The 19,974-nt window shown below is 67.6% G+C and carries 18 protein-coding genes; 6 read left to right on the top strand and 12 right to left on the bottom strand.

What is annotated here, in order from left to right; translation table 11 throughout:
- Positions 1-52: 52 nt before the first annotated feature.
- The 9 genes from AC07U1_RS09240 to AC07U1_RS09280 form a co-directional block, all read right to left on the bottom strand.
- A complete protein-coding gene (locus tag AC07U1_RS09240) occupies positions 53-661 on the bottom strand; it encodes a hypothetical protein (RefSeq protein ID WP_056347201.1) in 609 nt (202 codons plus the stop codon).
- A gap of 77 nt (positions 662-738) precedes the next feature.
- Positions 739-1,281: a demethoxyubiquinone hydroxylase family protein gene (locus AC07U1_RS09245; RefSeq protein ID WP_056345966.1), complete on the bottom strand. Its 543-nt coding sequence runs from the start codon at positions 1,279-1,281 to the stop codon at positions 739-741.
- Positions 1,278-1,760: a disulfide bond formation protein B gene (locus tag AC07U1_RS09250; RefSeq protein WP_495176733.1), complete on the bottom strand. Its 483-nt coding sequence runs from the start codon at positions 1,758-1,760 to the stop codon at positions 1,278-1,280. The genes AC07U1_RS09245 and AC07U1_RS09250 overlap by 4 nt, the downstream gene beginning before the upstream one ends.
- 21 nt (positions 1,761-1,781) lie before the next feature.
- Positions 1,782-3,176, bottom strand: a complete 1,395-nt coding sequence (locus tag AC07U1_RS09255; RefSeq protein WP_187140577.1) for a S41 family peptidase — start codon at positions 3,174-3,176, stop codon at positions 1,782-1,784.
- A 132-nt stretch (positions 3,177-3,308) separates the two neighbouring features.
- Entirely contained in the window at positions 3,309-4,496 is a 1,188-nt protein-coding gene (locus AC07U1_RS09260) for a murein hydrolase activator EnvC family protein (protein WP_495197684.1), read from the bottom strand.
- Positions 4,497-4,519: 23 nt separating this feature from the next.
- Complete coding sequence (locus AC07U1_RS09265) at positions 4,520-4,948, bottom strand: 23S rRNA (pseudouridine(1915)-N(3))-methyltransferase RlmH (RefSeq protein ID WP_187140579.1); 429 nt, start codon at positions 4,946-4,948, stop codon at positions 4,520-4,522.
- Between the two features lie 33 nt (positions 4,949-4,981).
- The gene (rsfS, locus tag AC07U1_RS09270; protein ID WP_179102119.1) at positions 4,982-5,377 is read right to left on the bottom strand and encodes a ribosome silencing factor; all 396 of its coding nucleotides are present in this window, start codon (positions 5,375-5,377) and stop codon (positions 4,982-4,984) included.
- 6 nt (positions 5,378-5,383) lie between these two features.
- Positions 5,384-6,070, bottom strand: a complete 687-nt coding sequence (locus AC07U1_RS09275; RefSeq protein ID WP_495176731.1) for a nicotinate-nucleotide adenylyltransferase — start codon at positions 6,068-6,070, stop codon at positions 5,384-5,386.
- Complete coding sequence (locus tag AC07U1_RS09280) at positions 6,034-7,317, bottom strand: glutamate-5-semialdehyde dehydrogenase (RefSeq protein ID WP_495176730.1); 1,284 nt, start codon at positions 7,315-7,317, stop codon at positions 6,034-6,036. Before AC07U1_RS09280 ends, AC07U1_RS09275 begins: the two co-directional genes overlap by 37 nt.
- Positions 7,318-7,394: 77 nt before the next feature.
- Between AC07U1_RS09280 and AC07U1_RS09285 the strand changes: the two genes are divergently transcribed.
- Complete coding sequence (locus AC07U1_RS09285) at positions 7,395-8,516, top strand: DUF3667 domain-containing protein (RefSeq protein ID WP_187140582.1); 1,122 nt, start codon at positions 7,395-7,397, stop codon at positions 8,514-8,516.
- Positions 8,517-8,574: 58 nt separating this feature from the next.
- Complete coding sequence (locus AC07U1_RS09290) at positions 8,575-10,206, top strand: alkaline phosphatase D family protein (protein ID WP_495176729.1); 1,632 nt, start codon at positions 8,575-8,577, stop codon at positions 10,204-10,206.
- A 155-nt stretch (positions 10,207-10,361) separates the two neighbouring features.
- Here AC07U1_RS09290 and AC07U1_RS09295 read toward each other — a convergent pair whose 3' ends face one another.
- Complete coding sequence (locus AC07U1_RS09295) at positions 10,362-11,285, bottom strand: crotonase/enoyl-CoA hydratase family protein (RefSeq protein ID WP_495176728.1); 924 nt, start codon at positions 11,283-11,285, stop codon at positions 10,362-10,364.
- Between the two features lie 240 nt (positions 11,286-11,525).
- Here AC07U1_RS09295 and purC point away from each other — a divergent pair, with 240 nt between their 5' ends.
- A complete protein-coding gene (gene purC / locus AC07U1_RS09300; protein WP_056345994.1) occupies positions 11,526-12,305 on the top strand; it encodes a phosphoribosylaminoimidazolesuccinocarboxamide synthase in 780 nt (259 codons plus the stop codon).
- A 150-nt stretch (positions 12,306-12,455) separates the two neighbouring features.
- Here the strand turns inward: purC and AC07U1_RS09305 are convergent, their stop codons facing one another.
- Positions 12,456-14,450, bottom strand: coding sequence for a lipoxygenase family protein (locus AC07U1_RS09305; protein ID WP_495176727.1), 1,995 nt, complete (start codon positions 14,448-14,450; stop codon positions 12,456-12,458).
- A 164-nt stretch (positions 14,451-14,614) separates the two neighbouring features.
- Between AC07U1_RS09305 and AC07U1_RS09310 the strand changes: the two genes are divergently transcribed.
- Genes AC07U1_RS09310 through AC07U1_RS09320 form a run of 3 tightly spaced genes read left to right on the top strand, consistent with a single transcriptional unit; the run spans position 14,615 to position 19,353 of the window.
- The gene (locus AC07U1_RS09310; RefSeq protein ID WP_495197685.1) at positions 14,615-15,760 is read left to right on the top strand and encodes a GGDEF domain-containing protein; all 1,146 of its coding nucleotides are present in this window, start codon (positions 14,615-14,617) and stop codon (positions 15,758-15,760) included.
- 42 nt (positions 15,761-15,802) lie between these two features.
- Positions 15,803-18,712: a M16 family metallopeptidase gene (locus AC07U1_RS09315; RefSeq protein WP_495176725.1), complete on the top strand. Its 2,910-nt coding sequence runs from the start codon at positions 15,803-15,805 to the stop codon at positions 18,710-18,712.
- Complete coding sequence (locus AC07U1_RS09320; RefSeq protein WP_492737014.1) at positions 18,709-19,353, top strand: hypothetical protein; 645 nt, start codon at positions 18,709-18,711, stop codon at positions 19,351-19,353. The genes AC07U1_RS09315 and AC07U1_RS09320 overlap by 4 nt, the downstream gene beginning before the upstream one ends.
- Before the next feature lie 19 nt (positions 19,354-19,372).
- Here the strand turns inward: AC07U1_RS09320 and AC07U1_RS09325 are convergent, their stop codons facing one another.
- Positions 19,373-19,792 (bottom strand): addiction module antidote protein, encoded by a 420-nt coding sequence (locus tag AC07U1_RS09325; RefSeq protein ID WP_495176724.1) that lies wholly within the window; start codon positions 19,790-19,792, stop codon positions 19,373-19,375.
- Positions 19,793-19,974: the final 182 nt, after the last annotated feature.

Genomic DNA, 19,974 nt, shown 5'->3' on the forward strand with positions numbered 1-19,974 from the left:
ATCGCTAACCCAGTGTCGGCTCGCGATCAACCAGCCAGTCGGGGCGTCGCGGTCAGTTCCGCGGCGGCACCGGCAATTCGGTCGCGTCGGGCTCGGCCTGCTCGCGCTGCGGCGCGGTGCCGTTCGCCTGGGCTTCCAGATCGGCGGCCGCCTTCTGGCGTTCGGCCATCGCGCGTTCCTCGGCGACCACCGCGGCTTCGACTTCGTCCGATGCCGCGTCGATGCCGGCGATGCGCTTGGCGCGTTCGTCGGCGATCATCGCCTGCCAGTCGGTCTTGTCGGCCGCCTGCCGTTCGGCCTTGGCGCCCGCGACGAGCGCCTGGGTACAGCCGGTGAAGCCGCCGAGGCCGACCGGCGAGCAGCTGTCGGTGCCGAAGCGGCCGACGCGCTCCATTGCGGTCACGCGGTTGAGCCAGGCCTGGTTGCGCGGATCGAGCGGGTCGCCGCCGCGGAACAGCTGCGGCACGCGATAGCGGTCGCCTTCGGGCAGGCGGTTACACACGACGATCTCGTCGCTGCTCGACGGCTCGCACTTGTCGTTGCCGTAAACGATGACCTGGTTGATCTTTTCGGCGCTCGACGTGTCGGCATCCTGCGCGGCGGCGGGGAGCGCGAACAGGCTGCCGGCAAGGAGCAGCGCGGCGAGGGGGAGGCGGGTCATCGGATCATCCTTCGTCATTTCGTGCGGAATGGCACCGCGTGCCTGCATCCGTCATGAACGGGCAGGCGGTTTCTGTATCAGATACGCTTCGACAGCGCGATGGCTGCGCGGCATCCGGCGCGGATCGCGAAGCTGAGCAGCGGATAGCCGGGCGCGCTTTCGGCGCCCGCGGCGAGTGCCGCTTCCTTATGCTCCAGCTCCTCGGCGCGGAAATCGGCGACCGCGGCGCTGAGTTCGGGGTCGCTGTCGCCGAGTTCGTCGAGCTGGTCGCGATAATGGCGGTCGATCTCGGTCTCGACCGCGGCGGTGCACGCCATCGCGGCGCGCGGTCCCATCGCGGCGGTCACCGCGCCGAGCGCGAAACCCGCGACCTTCCACACCGGCTGCAGCGCGGTTGGGCGGACGCCGCGCCGCGCGACCATGGAGTCGAAGAATTTGCGGTGGCGCTCTTCCTGCTCGGCCATATGCGCGATTTCGCGCGCCATCGGGTGGCGGTCGCCCATCACCGCGAGCTGGCCGGCATAGATGCGCGTCGCGCCATATTCGCCCGCCTGGTCGACGCGGATCATCGACGCGTTGCGCCCGTCGTCGTTGGCGCCGTCCTTTTTCGTGTCGCTCATGCGGCCGATGTGGGCCGCCGGCGCAGCAGGGTCAAGACGAAGCCGGCGGCGGCGAGTGAGAAGATGGCGTTGAATCCCGCGAGCGAGATCGGTCCCAGCGTCCATTGCGGCACGTCGCAGCGGACGATCGGCGCCGCCATGATGCTGTCGAGTGTCACCGGACCGCTGCCGGTCGAACTGCACGTCGTCAGCCCCTGCCACCAGCCATATTCGACCCCGGCGTGGAAGATGCCGATCGCGCCGCTGATCGCGATTGCGATGGCGGCGAGCAGGGTCAGCGCCCGCATCGCGCCGTCGTTCCTGCGCAGCAGCAGCGCGAGCAGCGCCAGCACGATCGCCGCCTGGTGCGGCCAGCGCTGCCAGTAGCACATCTCGCACGGGTGCAGGCCAAAGCCATATTGCGACACCAGCGCCCCGCCATAGAGGAGCAGCGGCGCGGCGAGCGCCACCAGCGGCGCGGCGATACGCGAGTTCAGCATGTCGGACCCCTCAGACGCGGCTTAGTTGCGGCGGACCGGCTTGGCGGGCGCCTTGGCGGGGGCGCTGCCCTGCGCCATGCGCGCCGCGGGGTTGATCCGGCCGATCGTCTGCAGCGCATAGTTCATCTGGAAATCCTCGATGCCCTTGGCCTTCAACTCTTCGGCGGTCGCGGTGAAGCGCGGATCGTCCTTCTCGTCCTTTTCGAGCAGGCTATTGTCGACCTTCTTCTCGTTGATCAGGTGACGCCGCAGGTCGCTTTCGCGGAAGCGCGGACGGTCCTTGTAATCGGGGTCCGACAGCTGCGGCACGCGGATGTCGGGGTCGATCCCGCCTTCCTGCACGCTGCGGCCCGACGGCGTATAATAGCGCGCCGTGGTCAGGCGCAGCGCGGTCGTGTCGGTCAGCGGCAGTACCGTCTGCACCGATCCCTTGCCGAAGCTGCGCTCGCCCATGATGACCGCGCGGTGCTGGTCCTGCAGCGCGCCTGCGACGATTTCGGAGGCCGAGGCCGATCCGGCGTCGATCAGCACGATCACCGGCGCGCCGCCCGCGAGGTCACCGGGTTCGGCGAAATAGCGTTCGATGTCGCCCTTGCGGCGGCCGCGCTGCGAGACGATCTCGCCGCGTTCGAGGAACAGGTCGCTGATCCCGACGGCTTCGTCGAGCAGCCCGCCGGGGTTCGAACGCAGGTCGAGGACCCAGCCGCGCGGCTTTTTACCGAGCGATTTTTCGACCGCCATCATCGCGGCCTTGAGGTCGGTGGTCGCGTCGGCGGAGAAGCTGCTCACGGTCAGCACGCCGACGTCGCCCTTCACTTCCCATTTCACCGGCTTCAGGTCGATGATTTCGCGGGTCAGCGACAATTCGATCGGCTTGTCCTGGCCCTCGCGCACGACGGTGATGTCGATCTTGGTGCCCGGCTTGCCGCGCATCTGGTCGACCGCTTCGTCGAGCGTCAGCCCGAAGATCAGTTCCTTGTTGATATGGGTGATATAGTCGCCGGCCTTGATCCCGGCCTTGGCCGCCGGGGTGTCGGCGGTCGGCGCGATCACCTTCACGACGCCGTCTTCCATCGTCACCGACAGGCCCAGCCCGCCATATTCGCCGTCGGTCTGGGTGCGCAGGTTCGAAAAGCCGCGGGCGTCGAGATAGCCCGAATGCGGGTCGAGGCTGGCGAGCATGCCGTTGATCGCGCCTTCGATCAGTTTCGAATCGTCGACCGGTTCGACATAGTTCGACCGCACTTCGAGGAAGACGTCCATGAAGCGCGAAATCTCGTTGGTCGTCGCGGTGTCGACGGTCGCCATCGCCCCGGTCGCCAGCGGCACCAGCGCGAGCGTACTCAGCGCGGCGGCGCCCTGCCACAGCGCGAAACGGCGCTTGGGGGAGGCGATGGTCTTGGTCGGTTCGGTCATGATCGTCTTTCACCTTGGCGGACGGTCCGCCCTATAGTCCCCGGCCCGCCATATTCCTACGCATTGGACGGGGCGTCAAGCGCAGCATCCCATTATGGACCGGCATCCGAACGGCGGGTTAACAGGGGGCGATCAGCCGAGCATCCGGGCGATGTCGACCGGGCGCCCGGCGCGGCGCAGCTCGACGGTGATATGCGCGTCGTGCGCCCCGGCGCGGCCGATCGGCGCCCCGGCATCGAGGGTGTCGCCGACGCTCGCCGACAGCCCGATCATCCCGGTGAGCAACGAGGTCCAGCCACCGCCATGGTCGATAATGACGATCTTGCCATAGCCGCGATAGTCGCCGGCGAAGCTGACCCGTCCCGGCGCCGGGGCGACGACCTGGCCGCCCGGGCGCGCGACGATGGTGATGCCGCGCGACCGCACCCCGCTGTCGTCGACCTCGCCGAGTCCCGCGACGATCCGCCCGACGACGGGCAGGCGATAGGCGCCTTGCGCCAGTTCGGCTTCCTGCGTGGACGGCGCGGCGGTCGCGGGGTTGCCGCTCGCCGGATCGTTCGGGCGCTGGACCGGACCCGCCAGCTGCGCCAGCTCGGCGCGCACCCCGCTGTCGACCTCGAGCGTGTCCATCAGTTCGACGATGTCGCGCGCTTTCTCGCCGAGCCCGAGCGCGCGGTCGGCTTCGAGCCGCGCGCTGCTCATCAGGTCGCGCGAGCGCAGCCGGCCTTCATTCTCCAGCCGCGTCAGCTCGTCGCGCCGCGTCGCCAGCTGCTTCTTGCTCGCAGCGAGCGCCGCGAGCGCGACCGATTGCTGCGCGCGGGTTTCGCGGAGCTGGGCAAGCTCGCGGCGGACCCCGGCGGTGCGCCGCTCGATCACCGGCATCACCGCGTCGAGCACCGCGCGGGCGTGGACCATGTCGGTCAGCGACCCCGGCTGCGCGAGCACGGTCACCGGCGGCTGGCGCGACAGTTGCTGGAGCGAGGCGGTGAGTTCGAGCAAAGGTTGTTGCTGCTCGGCGAGCCGCGCCTGCTGCGTCAGCAGGCGCCGGCCGACCAGCGCGACGCGCGCCTCGCCGGCACTGATATCGGCCTCGGCCGACTGGATGCGCGCGGCGAGCGCGGCGCTGCGTTTCTTCAGCCGGTCGGCGGCGTCGGTCGCCGCCGCCGCCTGCACTTCGAGCGCCGCGCTGCGCGCCAGCGCCGCCGCCGACTGTTCCTTGGCGCTGATCAATTGCCGGCGTTCCCCGGCGGCGATCGCCTCGGGATCGAAGGCGTCGCTCTGCGCCAGCGCCAGTGCCCCGCCGGCAAGCGCGAGGGCCATTGCCGGCAAAGCGAAGGCGCGCCTCATTGCTGGCCTTCGCGGTGATAGGGGTGACCGGCGATGATGCTCGTCGCGCGCCACAATTGCTCGGCGAGCATCGCGCGCGCCATCAGATGCGGCCACGTCGCGCGGCCAAAGGCAATCGCCTTGTCGGCGTCCTTCCGCTCTTCGGGGGTGAAGCCGTCGGCGGCGCCGAGGCAGAAACGCGCCTCGCGCACCCCGTCGTCGCGCCAGCGTTCGAGCAGTTTGGCGAGGTCGAGGGAGGTGATCTGCTCGCCCGTCTCGTCGAGCAGGATCGTGCGGCTGCCCGGGGCCGCGGGCGGCACCTTGCCGCCGGTGTCGGGCAATTCGGTGATTTTCTGCGGCCAGGTCACGCGCTTCATATAGCGGCCGACAAGCTCGGCCTCGGGGGACCGCCCGATACGTCCCCGTGCGATGATGTGCAGCAGCATGACGCCCCGCCTAGCCTCCGGCGGGCAGGGACGTCAATTTACGGCGGTGACCGGCGGCGCGTCGCCGAACGACCACATGCGCTCGAGGTTATAGAAGCTGCGCACTTCGGGGCGGAACAGGTGGACGATGACGTCGCCGGCATCGATCAGCACCCAATCGGCGTTGGGCAGGCCCTCGACGCGGACCAGGCGGCCGGCTTCCTGCTTGATCCGCTGCGCCAGCTTGTCGGCGATCGCCGAAACATGGCGCGTCGACCGGCCGCTCGCGATGACCATATGGTCGGCGATGCTGCTCTTGCCGGCAAGCGGGATGGAAATGGTTTCCTGGGCCTGATCCTCGTCCAGCTGGTGGAGGATCAGCGCGTGGAGGGCTTCCACGCTGTCATTCGGTGCGGCGCCGGGCGCGGCATCCTTACTGGCGGCTATCAAGCTTATTCATTCCTTTTCGTCCGTGGCCAGCCGCGAATGCGTCAGCGGGTCGCGCATCGCGCGGCCAGCATAGCTCTCGAACCAGCGGGGGTTGGCCTGCCGTATTGCAGTTGCGGATCGCACATCGGGCGAAAATCGCAGGAACACGAGGGCAGGCGGTCTCCAGTCCGTCCAGTGACTTTTCTGGTCCGCGGGCCGGACGAAGCGCCGAAGCCAACCCATCGCCTTTGCAGCATGGGTGCGGCCATTATAGCCCGGACGCGCGATAACCGCAATCGGCATCAGCCGCGCGATCCCCCGCCAGTCGCGCCATTGGGGCAATTGAGCCAGATTGTCGGCGCCCATGATCCAGATGAACTGCCGATTGGGATAGCGGCGGACCAGTTTCTTCAGCGTATCGACGGTGTAGCGCGTGCCGAGTTCGGCCTCGATCGCGGTGGCGCGAATCGGCGACCGCCGCGCCGCGCGCCGGGCGGAGGCAAGGCGCGCCGGCAGCGGCGCCATACCCTTCGCGGGCTTGAGCGGATTGCCGGGGGAGACGAGCCACCAGAGTTCGTCGAGCCCGAGCGCGTCGATCGCATTGCGGCTGATCGCGCGATGCCCGCCGTGCGCTGGGTTGAAGCTGCCGCCGAGGAGGCCGGTGGGGACCTTGCGTGTCAGGGCCGGACCTGACCCGTCCCGCGCACCAGCCATTTGTACGTTGTCAGCCCTTCGAGCGCGACCGGACCGCGCGCGTGCAGCCGTCCCGTCGCGATGCCGATCTCGGCACCCAGCCCGAATTCGCCGCCGTCGGCGAATTGCGTCGAGGCGTTGTGCATGACGATCGCGCTGTCGACCTCGGACAGGAAACGTTCAGCGACGCCCGCATCCTCGGTGACGATCGCGTCGGTGTGCTTGCTCGAATGCGCGTCGATATGCGCGAGCGCGCCGGCGAGGCCGTCGACCATCGCGATCGAGACGATCGCGTCGAGATATTCGCAGTCCCAGTCGTTCGCGCTGGCGGGTCCGACATGCGGGCTCAGCGCCGCGACCTCCCTGTCGCCGCGCACTTCGCAACCTGCGACGACCAGCGCGTCGACGATGGCGAGCGGCTCGGGAAAGGCACGGTCGATCAGGATCGTCTCGGTCGCGCCGCACACGCCGGTGCGGCGCATCTTGGCGTTGACGGCAAGCGCCACCGCCTTGGCGAGGTCGGCGGCGCCGTCGAGATAAAGATGGTTGATCCCGTCGAGATGCGCGAGCACCGGCACGCGTGCCTCGTCCTGCACCCGCGCGACCAGGCTCTTGCCGCCGCGCGGGATGATGATGTCGACCAGCCCCTGCGCGCGCAGCAGCGCACCGACGGCGGCGCGGTCCTGCACCGGTACCAGTTGCACCGCATCGACGGGCAGGCCGCTTTCGGCGAGCCCCGCGGCGAGCGCGGCGTGGATCGCACGATTGCTGTTCACCGCCTCGCTGCCGCCGCGCAGGATCACGGCATTGCCCGACATCAGCCCCAGTGCCGCCGCGTCGGCGGTGACGTTCGGCCGGCTTTCATAGATGATGCCGACGACGCCGAGCGGGACGCGCACGCGGCTGAGCGCCATGCCATTGGGGCGGACGGCGCGGTCGATTTCCATGCCGACGGGGTCGGGGAGCGCGGCGACCGCCTCGACCGCCTCGGCGATACCGCCGAGCCGGGCATCGTCGAGCCGCAGCCGGTCGAGCATCGCCGCCGACAGCCCCGCCGCCTTGGCCGCCGCCATGTCGCGCCGGTTCGCGTCGAGAATCGCGTCGGCGCGCAGGCGCAGCTGGCCCGCCGCGGCCCGCAGGCCCGCGGCCTTTTCCGCGGTCGGCACCACGGCCAGCCGCTTGGCCGCGATGCGCGCGCGCGCGCCCATGTCGGCGATCAGCGCATCGGGGTCGGGAACGGGGGACAGGGTATGGGCTTTGGCGGTCATGCGCGCGCCCTATCATGCTTTGCGCGGCCGGTGAAAGTCCCCGTTGCACGCGCCGCGCGCGCTGCTACCTAGGCGTCATGACAGGGGACATCGAAGGGATCGGGGCGGCGGTGACCGCCGGGCTGGCGGCACGCGCGGTCGAACCGCGCCACGGCGGCCCGGATGGACATGCGGGTACGCGCTGCCTCAATTGCGGGACCAGCCTCGTCGGCTCGCATTGTCATCATTGCGGCCAGCGCGCCGACGTTCACCGCAGCTTCGGCGCGATCGGGCACGACCTCGTCCATGCGATCTTCCATTTCGAGGGCAAGATCTGGAACACGCTGCCGATGCTCGCCTGGCGCCCCGGCGACCTGACGCGCCGCTATATCCATGGCGAGCGCGCGAGCTTCATCTCGCCGCTGGCGCTGTTCCTGTTCGCGGTCTTCCTGACCTATGCGGTGCTCGCGATGGTCGGCAGCGGCGGCGGGTTCGGCGAGGGGCTGGCCAAGGCGGCGGCAAACCAGACCGAGGCGAGCGCGATCCAGGCGCGCTTCCTCGCGGAAACGGCGGAGGTTAATGCCGAGCTTGCAAAAAAGGGCCTGACGCCGGAGCGAAAGCGGCAGCTCGAGCAGGAGCTCGTCTCGCTGCGCAAGAGCGCCGAATATCTCGGCATCGCGAAGCCGATGACTGCGGAGGAGCGGGCAAAGGGGCCGCCGGTGCTCGAAGATCCGGGCGAGCAGATGATGACCAGCGTCGATTTCCTGTCACGGACCAAGGTCGATACCGGGGTGCCCTTCATCGACCATGGTTTCGAAAAGGCGCGCGCGAACCCGTCGCTCGTCATGTATAAGTTGCAGGCGAACGCCTATAAATTCGCTTGGGCGCTGATCCCGCTGTCGCTGCCCTTCATGTGGCTGCTCTATCCGTTCAGCCGCCGCTTCCACACCTACGACCATTTCGTCTTCGTCACTTATTCGATTTCGTTCATGCTACTGCTGTTCGTCGTCGTGCGTCTGCTCAACCTGACGGTGCTGGGCGACGTCGCGACCGTCCTCGCGATCTTCTATGTGCCCTTCCACATGGTTCGCCAGCTGCGCGGCGCCTATCGCTCGTCGCGCTTCGGGGCGCTCGTGCGCGGGACGATGCTGCTGTTCTTCAGCCTGTTCGCGGTGACCACCTTCATGCTGCTGCTGCTGGCGATGGGGGTGATGGGATAGGCGCGCCATATCGTCACAAAGACGGAGCAAGAAGCCGCCGGAAAATAGGGAGACTGCGATGCATCCGCTTTGGGGAGAGATCGACCGCCGCCTGCTGATCAAGCTCGGTACCGCCGGACTTGCAGCGCTGGGCCTGCCCGGCGCGGCGCGGGCGATGATGGCGCAGGGTTTCACCCATGGCGTCGCGAGCGGCGAGCCGGGACCCAATTCGGTAATGCTGTGGACACGCTATGCCGCGCCCTCCGATGCCCGGCTGACCGTCGAGGTCGCCGAAACACCCGATTTCGCGCGCATCGTTGGCGGGGGCAGCGTCGATGCCGACGGCGCCAGCGATCACACCGCCAAGCTGATGGTTCGCGGGCTGCAACCCGGCCGCTGGTATTTCTATCGCTTCGTCGCGCCCGACGGCACCAAATCGATCACCGGCCGCACCCGTACCCTGCCGCAGGGGCCGACGTCCGCCTTCAATCTCGCGCTCTTTTCCTGTTCGAACATGCCCTTCGGCTGGTTCAACGCCTATGGCCATGCCGCATCGCGCCAGGACATCGACCTCGTCGCCCATGTCGGCGACTATCTCTATGAATATGCCGCCGGCGACTATCCCTCGGCGAAACAGGCGCTGCCGGGGCGTGAGATCCAGCCGTCGCAGGAAATCGTCGCGCTCGCCGACTATCGGCTGCGCTACGCCGCCTATCGTGCCGACCCCGATCTGCAGCGGCTGCACCAGCTGTTCCCGATGATCGCGCAATGGGACGATCATGAATTCGCCAACGACGCCTGGAAGGGCGGGGCCGAAAATCACAACGACGGCGAAGGCAGCTGGACCGACCGTGTAGCAGCGGCCGAGCGCGCGCATGGCGAATGGATGCCGGTCGCCGACACGCGCTGGCGCGACTATCAGGTCGGCGACCTCGCGACGATCTTCCTGCCCGAAACGCGGGTGACCGCGCGCGACCGGCCGTTCGAGATCGACGAGATCGTCGCGGGCGGCGGCGATGCGGCCGCGAAGCTCAAGGCCTTTGCCGAGACCGCCTATCGCGACCCCGCGCGCCAATTGATGGGCAGCGATCAGGAAAAATGGCTGTTCGGTGGCCTCGCCGCGTCGAAGAAAGCCGGAACGCGTTGGCAGGTCTGTGCGCAGCAGATTGTCACCGGGACGCTCTTCACCCCGCCCGAATCGGCGAACTGGTTCGGCGCCAACCCGCCCGAGGTCGTGCGCCGCCGCGTCGCCGCGTCACAGCTCGCCGCCAAGGCCGGGCTGCCGCTCAACATGGATGCATGGGACGGCTATCCCGCGGCGCGCGACCGGCTGCTCGGCGCGGCGCAGTCGGTCGATGCCGACCTGGTGATGCTCGCGGGCGACAGCCACAACGCCTGGGCGTTCGACCTGGCGCATGACGGCCGGCCGGCGGGTATCGAGGTCGGCGGCCACAGCGTCACCTCGCCGGGCTTCGAAAATTACACGCAGGGGATTTCGGAAGAGACGCGCGTCGCGGCGCTGCGCGGATCGTCGCCGCAGCTCAAATGGGCGAACACCCGCGATCGCGGCTATGTGTCGGTGGCGATGACTCCCGACAAGGTCACCGCCCACTGGCACAGCGTCGAGACGATCCGCGAAAAATCGCTCGCGCTGAAGGACACGCACAGCATGACGGTGCGGCGCGGGAAAAGGATGTACGACGTGGTTTGACGCGTAGTTGATCCTCCCTGTCGCGAAGCGATGGGGAGGGGGACCGTCCGCGAAGCGGATGGTGGAGGGGCCGAAACGTCGCGCAATGGCCCCTCCGTCAGCGCTCCGCGCTGCCACCTCCCCATGGCTTCGCCACAGGGAGGATTATAAGGACCTTAGCCGTAAGGCGGCGCATCCTCGAACTCGCCGAAAGACGGATAGTCGTTCGCGACGCTCGCGGTGAAATGGGGTTCGCGTTTTTCGAGGAAGCTCGTCACCCCCTCGGCGGCGTCGGGGCTGCGCCCGCGGGCGAAGATCACCCGGCTGTCCCAGCGGTGCGCGCTCATCGGGTGCGGCGCGCCGAGCATGCGCCACATCATGTGGCGGGTCAGCGCGACCGACACCGGGGCGCTGTCGCCGGTCAGTTCGCGCGCCTTGGCGATCGCGGCATCGACCAGTTCGCCGGGGGCATGGACCGACTGGACGAGGCCCTTTTCATGCGCTTCGGCGGCGGGGACCAGCCGCCCCGAATAGCACCAGTCGAGCGCGGTCTGGATGCCGACGAGGCGCGGCAGGAACCAGCTCGACGCTGCCTCGGGAACGATGCCGCGGCGCGCGAAGACAAAGCCATAGCGCGCGGTGTCGCTGGCGAGGCGCGCGTCCATCGACAGCGTCATCGTCGCGCCGATGCCGACCGCGGCGCCGTTGATCGCGCCGAGCACCGGCTTCTTCGCCTCGAAGATGCGCATCGACACGCGCCCGCCGCCGTCGCGGATCAGCGGGTGCGACCAGTCGATCGTGCCGTCTTCGGCGACCGGGCTTGCCGATATGCCCTCGGGCAGCAGTGCCGCCTTGTCGGTGCGCTTGTCGTAATCGAAGGTCGATCCGCCGGCGCCGAGGTCCGCCCCTGCGCAATAGGCGCGCTCGCCATGGCCGGTGAAGATCACCGCGCGCACCCCGTCGTCGGCGTCGCATTCGTCGAGCGCGGCGACGATTTCGGTCATCATCTGGGTGGTGAAGGCGTTCATCCGGTCGGGCCGGTACAGCGTCAACAGCGCGATGCCCTCATGCTTGTCGAGGCGAATCTCTTCGAAACTCATGTCTCTCTCCTTGTCGTTGCGGCCATGGTCGCAAGGGATGCGAAGGAAGGCAAGCTCTAGTTTACGTAAGCGTAAAGGTGTAAATCCTCCCTCTCCCGACGGGAGAAGGGGTGTCTTACGCCCGGGGATGACGCGCCCGACCTTTGCCGCTATAGGCGCCGGAACCGCCCCGGCGCCGCGCCTCGCATGAGTCGTATTCGCCGGGGCCAGCTATTTTGACGTCAAGGAAAGCATGTGCCCATGGCCCGTCGCCGCCAGATCTACGAAGGCAAAGCCAAGATCCTCTATGAGGGCCCCGAACCGGGTACGCTGATCCAGTATTTCAAGGATGACGCGACCGCGTTCAACGCCCAGAAAAAGGGCACGATCAGCGGCAAGGGCGTGCTCAACAACCGGATCAGCGAGCATGTCTTCACCCTGCTCGGCAACATCGGCGTCCCGCATCATTTCATCCGCCGCCTCAACATGCGCGAGCAGTTGATCCGCCAGGTCGAGATCGTCCCGATCGAGGTGATCGTGCGCAATGTCGCCGCCGGCACGCTGTCGAAGCGGCTCGGCATCGAGGAAGGCACGCAGCTCCCCCGCACGCTGATCGAATATTGCTACAAGGACGACGCGCTCGGCGATCCGCTGGTCGCCGAGGAGCATATCGCCTGCTTCAACTGGTGCAGCCAGGAAGAATTGCACGATATCCAGGACATGGCGATCCGCATCAACGACTTCATGTCGGGCATGTTCGCCGCGGTCGGCATCCGCCTGGTCGACTTCAAGCTCGAATTCGGGCGGCTCTATGACGGCGATTTCAGCCGCATCATCCTCGCCGACGAGATCAGCCCCGACGGCTGCCGCCTGTGGGACATGACCACCAACGAAAAGCTCGACAAGGACCGCTTCCGCCGCGACCTCGGCGGCGAGGTCGAAGCCTATCAGGAAGTCGCGCGCCGGCTGGGCCTGCTGCCCGAGGGCGTCGACAATGCGGTGCTCGACCTCGAAAGCCACCGGAAGAAAAAGGGCAGCTGAACGCTCGCGATAGGCGCGCTGCTACCGGATCACTGAGCGTCGTCATTGCGAGGAGCGAAGCGACGCGGCAATCCAGAGTGGGCGTAAGCCGCCCCTGGATTGCTTCGCTTCGCTCGCAATGACGCGTGTGTTTTGTCTGGCGTCGCCGCCTCAAATATTGATGCTCGTCGGAATCAGGCTCGGCTGCAGATAGGGATAGGGCGCCAGCCGCTGTGCGTTGCGCGCCGCGATCTCGGTTTCGACATCGGTGAGCGCCGCCTGGAACCAGGCGAGCGGACCGCTCTTCGCGGTGACGCGCGGATCCTGGAACCACAAGGGATAGGGAAAGGCGTTGCTGCGATAATCGCCGAGCGGGCGATAGCGCAGCGAACCCAGCAGTTCGAGCACGTTCAACTGCTCGAGCGCCAGCCCCTTCGGCGGCATCATCGCCAGCCAGCCGGGCTTGTCCTGCCCGCGCTGGCCGGTCGGCGCCGGCTCCCAGCCCGCACCGGTGATCGCGGGGGCAAAGGTCATGATGTCCTTTTGCGGGAAGTTGACCGCCGCATGCTGCGCGCTCGCAGTGAACATCACCATCGTGCAGATTTGCGCGAGTTGCCCCCGCGTCGTCACCGGGCCGAAGCCCCTGATCTTGGCTTCGGAGGCAAGGCACGCCGCCCAGGCGGTGAGTTCGGTGTCGGCGACCACCGCCGCGTCGTTGGTATAATAAAGGTCGACATATTGGCGCGCCCATTCGTGGATCGTATTCCACACCAGCAGCGCGTCGTCGCGGTACGGATAGTCGGCGAGCGCCGAACTCACCCCGACGCCGCGCGCCGCTAGGTCGGCGGGCAGCATCTTGCCGTAAAAGTCGAAGGCGAGCCGCGCATCGACCGCCGCCGCCTGGCTCGAGGTGATCGTGCCCGCGAAAATATGGTCGATCGGCCCGCCCGCGGCGATCAGCGAGGTCGCCGCGGCTTCGTTGATGAACAGCGTCCCCTCATAATGCGGGACGAGGAGGGCCCAGATCGGATGGACCTCGGCGAGGTGGCGGTGCGTCGCGACGGCAAAGGCTTCGATCACCAGATGCGTGCGCGCCAGATGCGCGAACAATTCGTGATAATTGCCGTCGGCGACCTGCACGACGAGCTTCGCCATTTCCCAGCCCCACAGTTTCTCGGGCGCGGGCGAGGCGGTGAAGATCGGGAAGTCGGCGGGATCCTGACCGCACTGGATCGCGACCGGGATCAGCGAGGCGCCGCCCGGCGGCACCGCGAACAGCGCGAGCGGTTGCCAGGCATATTTGGCCTCGCCGCGATAAGTTCCGGGATCGAGCACCGCCAGGTCCTTGTAATCGAGCAGGAACAGGCGGCCGTCGGCGAGCGCGCGGTCGAGCGTGTCGCCGTTCACCACCGCGGCATATTGCTTGGCGGTCAGCGGGAAATTCGCGGGCAGCGCATCGCCGACGGCGGCGATCAGCATATTGTTCGGCCCCTGCACGCGCAGCCGCGCGAAGCTGGCGTCGTTCTGGAAATCATAGGCGATGCCCGGCACCGGCAGCGTCTGGAACAGCGCGCGATAGGCGTCGAGGCTGCGCGGTGCGCGGCTGCCGATGCCCGCGACCTCGTCGTCGCTGACCTTCATCAAGTCCTCGATGCGCGCCTTATAGCCTTCGAGGAGGGTCAGATGCGCGTCGCGTTCGATCGTCGCGACCGCGCTTTCAACATCGTCGACAATGCGTTCGAAGATATTACCGCCTTCATGCGCGCCATGCGCGGCGGTGATCTTGAGCGTCGAGGCCTCGATCGCGTCGCATTCGGCGAGCGCGGCGGCATAGTCGGGGTGCGGCCCGGTCAGTTCGCCGGCTTCGACCGCACCCAGCTTCACCGCGAGCGCGTTGCGCACGATCGCGAGGCCGATGGTGATCAGCTTGCCGAACCAGGCGATGGTCGGCACGTCGTTCTTGGGCACGTCGGTCGCCAGCGGCACGCCGGGCAGGGTGGGAACGTCGGTGGTCCATACATAGACCGCCTGCGTCGCGGTCAGTTGCGCCGCGCGGGCGGCGCGCTGCGCCGGGGTGTCGTTCTGTGGCAGCGTCGGATCGGCGGACGGCATCGGCGACGCCAGTGCGGGCGTGGGTGTGGTCAGTGACGCGACAGGATAGGACATGATGACGGACTCCCCCAAAGGATCGAAATTCGGATGGGAGCGGCTGTCGCAAAACATGGTTAATATTTTGCAAGTCCGACCGTCGTGCTAGACGCGTAGCCGGATGAAAAATGGGGATTCTATCCTTAACCGATGTTTTACTCCTGCGCTCTATCCCCATGGCCATGACGGGGGTCTATCATTGGCTGAGGGCGCGGGTTTTCCCGCCGGTTCCGGAATCGATCCGGGACGATGTCGCGTTGCTGCGCGCCAATCGTATCGAGACCCTGACCCCGATGTTGTTCCTGACCCTCGCGGCGACGACGCCGACGGCGATCTACGCCGGGGTCGAAAGCGTCCATTGGATCGTTCGCCTCGGGTTTCCGATCACGCTCGCGGTCGTATGCCTGCTGGGATTTTTATACCTGCTCAAGGCGCGCGGCCGCCGCATGAGCCCGCGCCGTGCGCGGCGGGTGATCAAGGAAGCGACCTGGCTGTCGGGCACCATGGGGGCGATGTGCAGCATCTGGACGGTGACCAACTGGTTCGCCGCGCCGCCCGAGGCGCATAGCTATTATGCGATGATCATGGCGATGGGCTCGCTCGCGACCGCCTATTGCCTGTCGTCGATCCGCTTCACGACGATCGTCAACCTCGGCATCGGGCTCGTTCCGATCATGTTGCTCATGCTGACCTCGGGCAACCCGCCAGAAATCGCGGCGGGAACCAGCCTGTTCGTCGCGACCGCCTTTTTGCTGCGCATGATCTTTCAGCAGCACCGCCAGCTGATCGACCTGTTGCAACTGCAGCAACAGATGCGCGATCTCGCACACACCGATCCGCTCACCGGCCTGTGGAACCGCCGCGAACTCGACGCGCGGCTCGACCAGGAAATTGCCGCGGCGGGGTCCGATACGCGTTTCGCGATCGCCTTGCTCGACCTCGACGGTTTCAAGCCGGTCAACGACCGCTACGGTCATGGTGTCGGCGACGCGCTGCTCTGCGAAGTCGCGGCGCGCCTGCGTCACGCGTGCGGCGACCATGCGATGGTCGCGCGGCAGGGCGGCGACGAATTCGCGATTCTCGTACCTGCGGGGTCGCCGCTGCTCGACACCTCGCTGTCGGGCCATATGCTGTCGGCGCTGGCGGCGCCCTATCGCATCGACGGCGCCGCGATCCGCGTCGGCGCCAGCATCGGGGTCGCAACCTGGCCCGAACAGGGCACCAGCGCGAAAAGGCTGTTCGATGTCGCCGACCGCGCGGTCTATGCGGCTAAGGCCGCCGATCGCGAGGTCATGTCGTCTGTCGAAAGCGTCGCGCGCGCGGGCTAGGCGGCGCTTGACCCGTCCGGGCGGCACGCCCAGACAGGCAGCATGACCTTCCGACCCCTGTTGCGCGCTTCAGCCGCGCTGTCGCCCATCGTCCTCGCTACCGCTCTCGCTTTCGCCGGCCCTGCGTCGTTGCTGGCGCGCGAACCCGTCGCCGCGCCGGCGCCCGCCGCGGCCACCACCAACCCGCAGGGCGATGCCGCGCGGGCGTGGAACTTCGCGGCCAGCGACGTGCCCGTCGACCCCAACATCGTCTTCGGGGTGCTGCCCAACGGGATGAAATATGCGCTGCTGAAGAACAGCACGCCCAAGGACAGCGTCTCGCTGCGTTTGCGCTTCGACGTCGGCAGCTTTGCCGAAGCCGACGATCAGCGCGGCCTCGCCCATTTCCTCGAACATATGGCGTTCAACGGCTCGACCAACGTGCCCGAGGGCGAGATGATCAAGCTGCTCGAACGCAAGGGGCTGGCGTTCGGCGCCGACACCAATGCCTCGACCGGCTTCGACCAGACGGTGTACCAGCTCGACCTGCCCAATGCGTCCGACGACCTGGTCGACACCGGGCTGATGCTGATGCGCGAGACCGCGAGCGAATTGAAGATCGACCCCGCGGCGGTCGACCGCGAACGCGGCATCATCCTGTCCGAACGCCGCGCGCGCGACACCTATCAGCTGCGCAGCCTGATCGACCAGCTCGATTTCCAGATGAAGGGCATGAGCGCGCCGAACCGCATTCCGGTCGGTACCGAGGAGGTGATCCGGGGCGCCCCCGCCGCGCGCATCCGCGACCTCTATGACCGCTATTACCGCCCCGAGCGCGCGACGCTGGTGATGGTCGGCGATTTCGATCCCGCGGCGATCGAGGCGAAGATCAAGGCGCGCTTTGCCGACTGGAAGGGCCGCGGCCCCGCTGGCGCCGATCCCGATATCGGCACGATTGATTATAGCCGAGCCTCGGCCGCCGACGATTTCGTCGACCCCGCGATCGCCGATGGGGTGACGATCACCGCGTTCAAGCCGTGGGTGAAACTGCCCGACACCAAAGCCAAGCGCGCCAAAGACCTGGCCGAGGGGATCGGCGAAGCGATCGTCTCGCGCCGTCTCGCGAAGCTCGCGCTCGCCGAGGATTCGCCGATCCTCAATGGTTATTTCGGCGATTCGAACGGCTGGGACGTGTTCGACCAGGTCACGATCGGCGCCACCGCGAAACAGGGTTCCTGGCGCGAGGCGCAGGCGCTGGTCGAACAGGAATGGCGCCGCGCCGCCCAGCATGGCTTCACCCAGGCCGAGGTCGACGAACAGCTCGCCAACCGTCGCACCGCGCTGAAAAATGCCGTCGCCGGGGTCGACACCCGGCGCAGCGAGAATCTCGCCGACGTGCTGGTCGAGGCGGCGAAGGGCGATTTCGTCGTTTCGCGGCCCGAGGTTTCACAGGCGCTGTTCGACGCTGCTGCCCCGTCGCTCGATGCCGCCGCGGTGAGCGCCGCCTTCCAGCAACGGCTCGCGGGCCTCGGCGCGCCGCTCGTCCGCGTGACGTCGAAGACCCCGGTCGAGGGCGGCACCGATGCGATCCTCGCCGCGCTCAAGTCGTCGCAGCAGGTGGCGGTCGCCGCGCCCGCCGCCGCGACGAGCGCCGCCTTCGCCTACACCGACTTCGGCACCCCCGGAAAGATCGTCAGCGACCAGCGGATCGAGGACCTCGGCATCCGCCGCATCCGTTTCGCCAACAATGTCATGCTCAACATCAAGACAACCGATTTCCAGAAGGACACGGTGTTCCTGTCGCTGCGCATCGACGGCGGCAGCCTGCTCGCGACAAAGGCCGACCCGACGCGCGTCGCACTCGCGGGGTCGATCAGCCTCGGCGGGCTCGAGGCGCACAGCCGCGACGAACTCAGCACCATCCTCGCCGGTAAGACGGTGAGTTCGAGCGTCGGCAGCGCCACCGACAGCTTCGGCGGCAGCGCGCGCACCTCGCCCGAGGATTTCAAACTGCAGGCGCAGCTGATGGCCGCCTTCCTCACCCACCCGGGCTATCGCCCCGACGGCCTCGCGCTGATCCGCCGCTTCCTGCCGCAGCAATATGCCGCGAATGACGCGACCCCCGGCGCGGTGCTCGGCCGCGACGCCGGCGGCATCCTCGCCAACAACGACCCGCGTGCTGTCACCCCGCCGCTCGACACGATGCTGGCGCTCGACTGGGCCAGCCTCAAGCCCGCGATCGCCGACAGCATGGAGCATGGCGCGATAGAGATCGGCGTCGTCGGCGACATCGACGAAGCGGCGGCGATCGACGCGATCGCCTCGACCTTCGGCGCGCTGCCCGAACGCCGCCCGGCCTTCGACCCGCGGCCCGAGGCGCGCGTCCGCGAGTTCGCCAAGGACCGCGGCGAACGCACGCTGATCCACAAGGGCCCCGCCGAACAGGCCGAGCTGCGCGTCTATTGGTCCGCGCGCGACGACAGCGACCTCGCCGAGGCGATGCAGCTGCAACTGCTGTCGCGCGTGATGCAGCTCAAACTGACCGAGGAACTGCGCGAGAAGCTGGGCGAAAGCTACAGCCCCGGCGCCGGCGCCAGCCTGTCGGACGACTTCCCCGGCTATGGCCATCTCTTCGCGGCGAGCAATGTCGACTACAAGGACCTCGCGACCACCCGCGCCGCGATCTTCGCCATCGCGAAGGAATTGCGCGACACCCCGGTCGACGCCGACCTGCTCGATCGCGCGCGCAAGCCGATGCTCGAGGCGATGACCAAGGCGCGGCGCGAGAACGGCTATTGGCTGCCGTATGTCGCGGCCGCAACGAGCAAGGAAGCCCGCCTCGACCGCAGCCGCAAGAGCATCGCCGATGTGGAAGCGGCGACGCCTGCCGAGTTGCAGGCGCTGGCGAAACGCTACCTGACCGACGACAAGGCGCTGGTGATCAAGGCGGTGAGCGACAAGGCGGGGAAGTGAGCTGGGAGCTAGGGATTCGCGGCGGCGCAATTCTGCTCGTCGCTGCGTTCACCGCGTTGCTCGCTGCGTGCGGCAAACCAAAGCTGGAGCCGCCGAAGATTGTGGATCGCCACGCCCATTGCGATCTTGCCACGGAAAAACCGGAGGCGATTACCGACGCGGTCGCCGCCGAGCCGGTGGCTCGTGCGCTTCGCGCTATGGCAGAGCGCTCACTGCCCAATTCGCCGCGTGATCAGACCGCTCGTTTCTGGGCGGTCAAGCTGCCCTGCAACGAGATGATCGTCGCATGGCTCTTCGGGCGCCATTTTTGCGGAACGGGCGGATGCAACCTGTTGGTGTGGGATGCATCCGGCGGGCGGCTGCGCGAGATCGGCGATGTGTCCATCAGCTGGGGGCCGGTCCGCCTGCTCGGCGAGCGTCACAACGGCCGGCCGGTGTTTGGATCGTGGACGCAGGGCGGCGGTATTCAGCCCGGCTATGAACGGGCGATGCGTTTCGACGGCAATGCCTATCCGAAATCGATGGGGAAGGAAGCCGACGTCAGAATGGCGGTCGACGTACCGGGCATACTCCTGATTGGGGAGTTCCGGAAACTGGATGAGGGATTGCCGCTGTACAGCGAGCAGGGAAATCCAGGTTGAGCCCCAGGGGCTAGCGGACCTAAACCCGCCCGGGCGCCCTCGCGCGCAGGAAATTCTCCAGCGCTACGAAAATCATCTCGCGCGCGTCGCTGCCCAGCATTTCGCCGGTCAGCATATCGAACCGCGCGCGGTCGCGGCGGCTCGCGGCGCCGACCATCGCGGCGAGCAGGCTCTCGTCGAAGCTGACGCGCGGGCAGCAGGGCGGGGCGACGGCAAAGGGGTCGGGCCAGCTGTGGCCGATCGCCTCGACCACCAGCCGAAAGCGCCGCGCCGCGAGGATATTGCCCCAGCGCCGCTCGAGCTCGGGCATCGGGTCGCGCTCGCTGCGGCGGCAGAGGATGCAGTATCGCAGCGCGAGCACCGCCTGCGCGGCGTCGACCGGCAGGTCACGGACCAGCGGCTGTTCGGTCAGTTGTCGGATCAGCAGGCTCGATTCCATGGCGCGTCCCTTTCCCGATCGGTCCGGTCGATTGGCGCAGGTCCCGGGCCGGATCCTTGAAAAAGCCGCCGGCCGCTGCAGGAGCAGCGACCGGCAGGAGGGGACTGCCCCACCTTGCTATTGAGAATTACTCGCAAGTACAAGCGAAAAAAGAGGCGCCCGCAGGCGCCTCGAAAAACCGG

Source organism: Sphingopyxis sp. GW821-FHT02C12 (assembly GCF_059421785.1).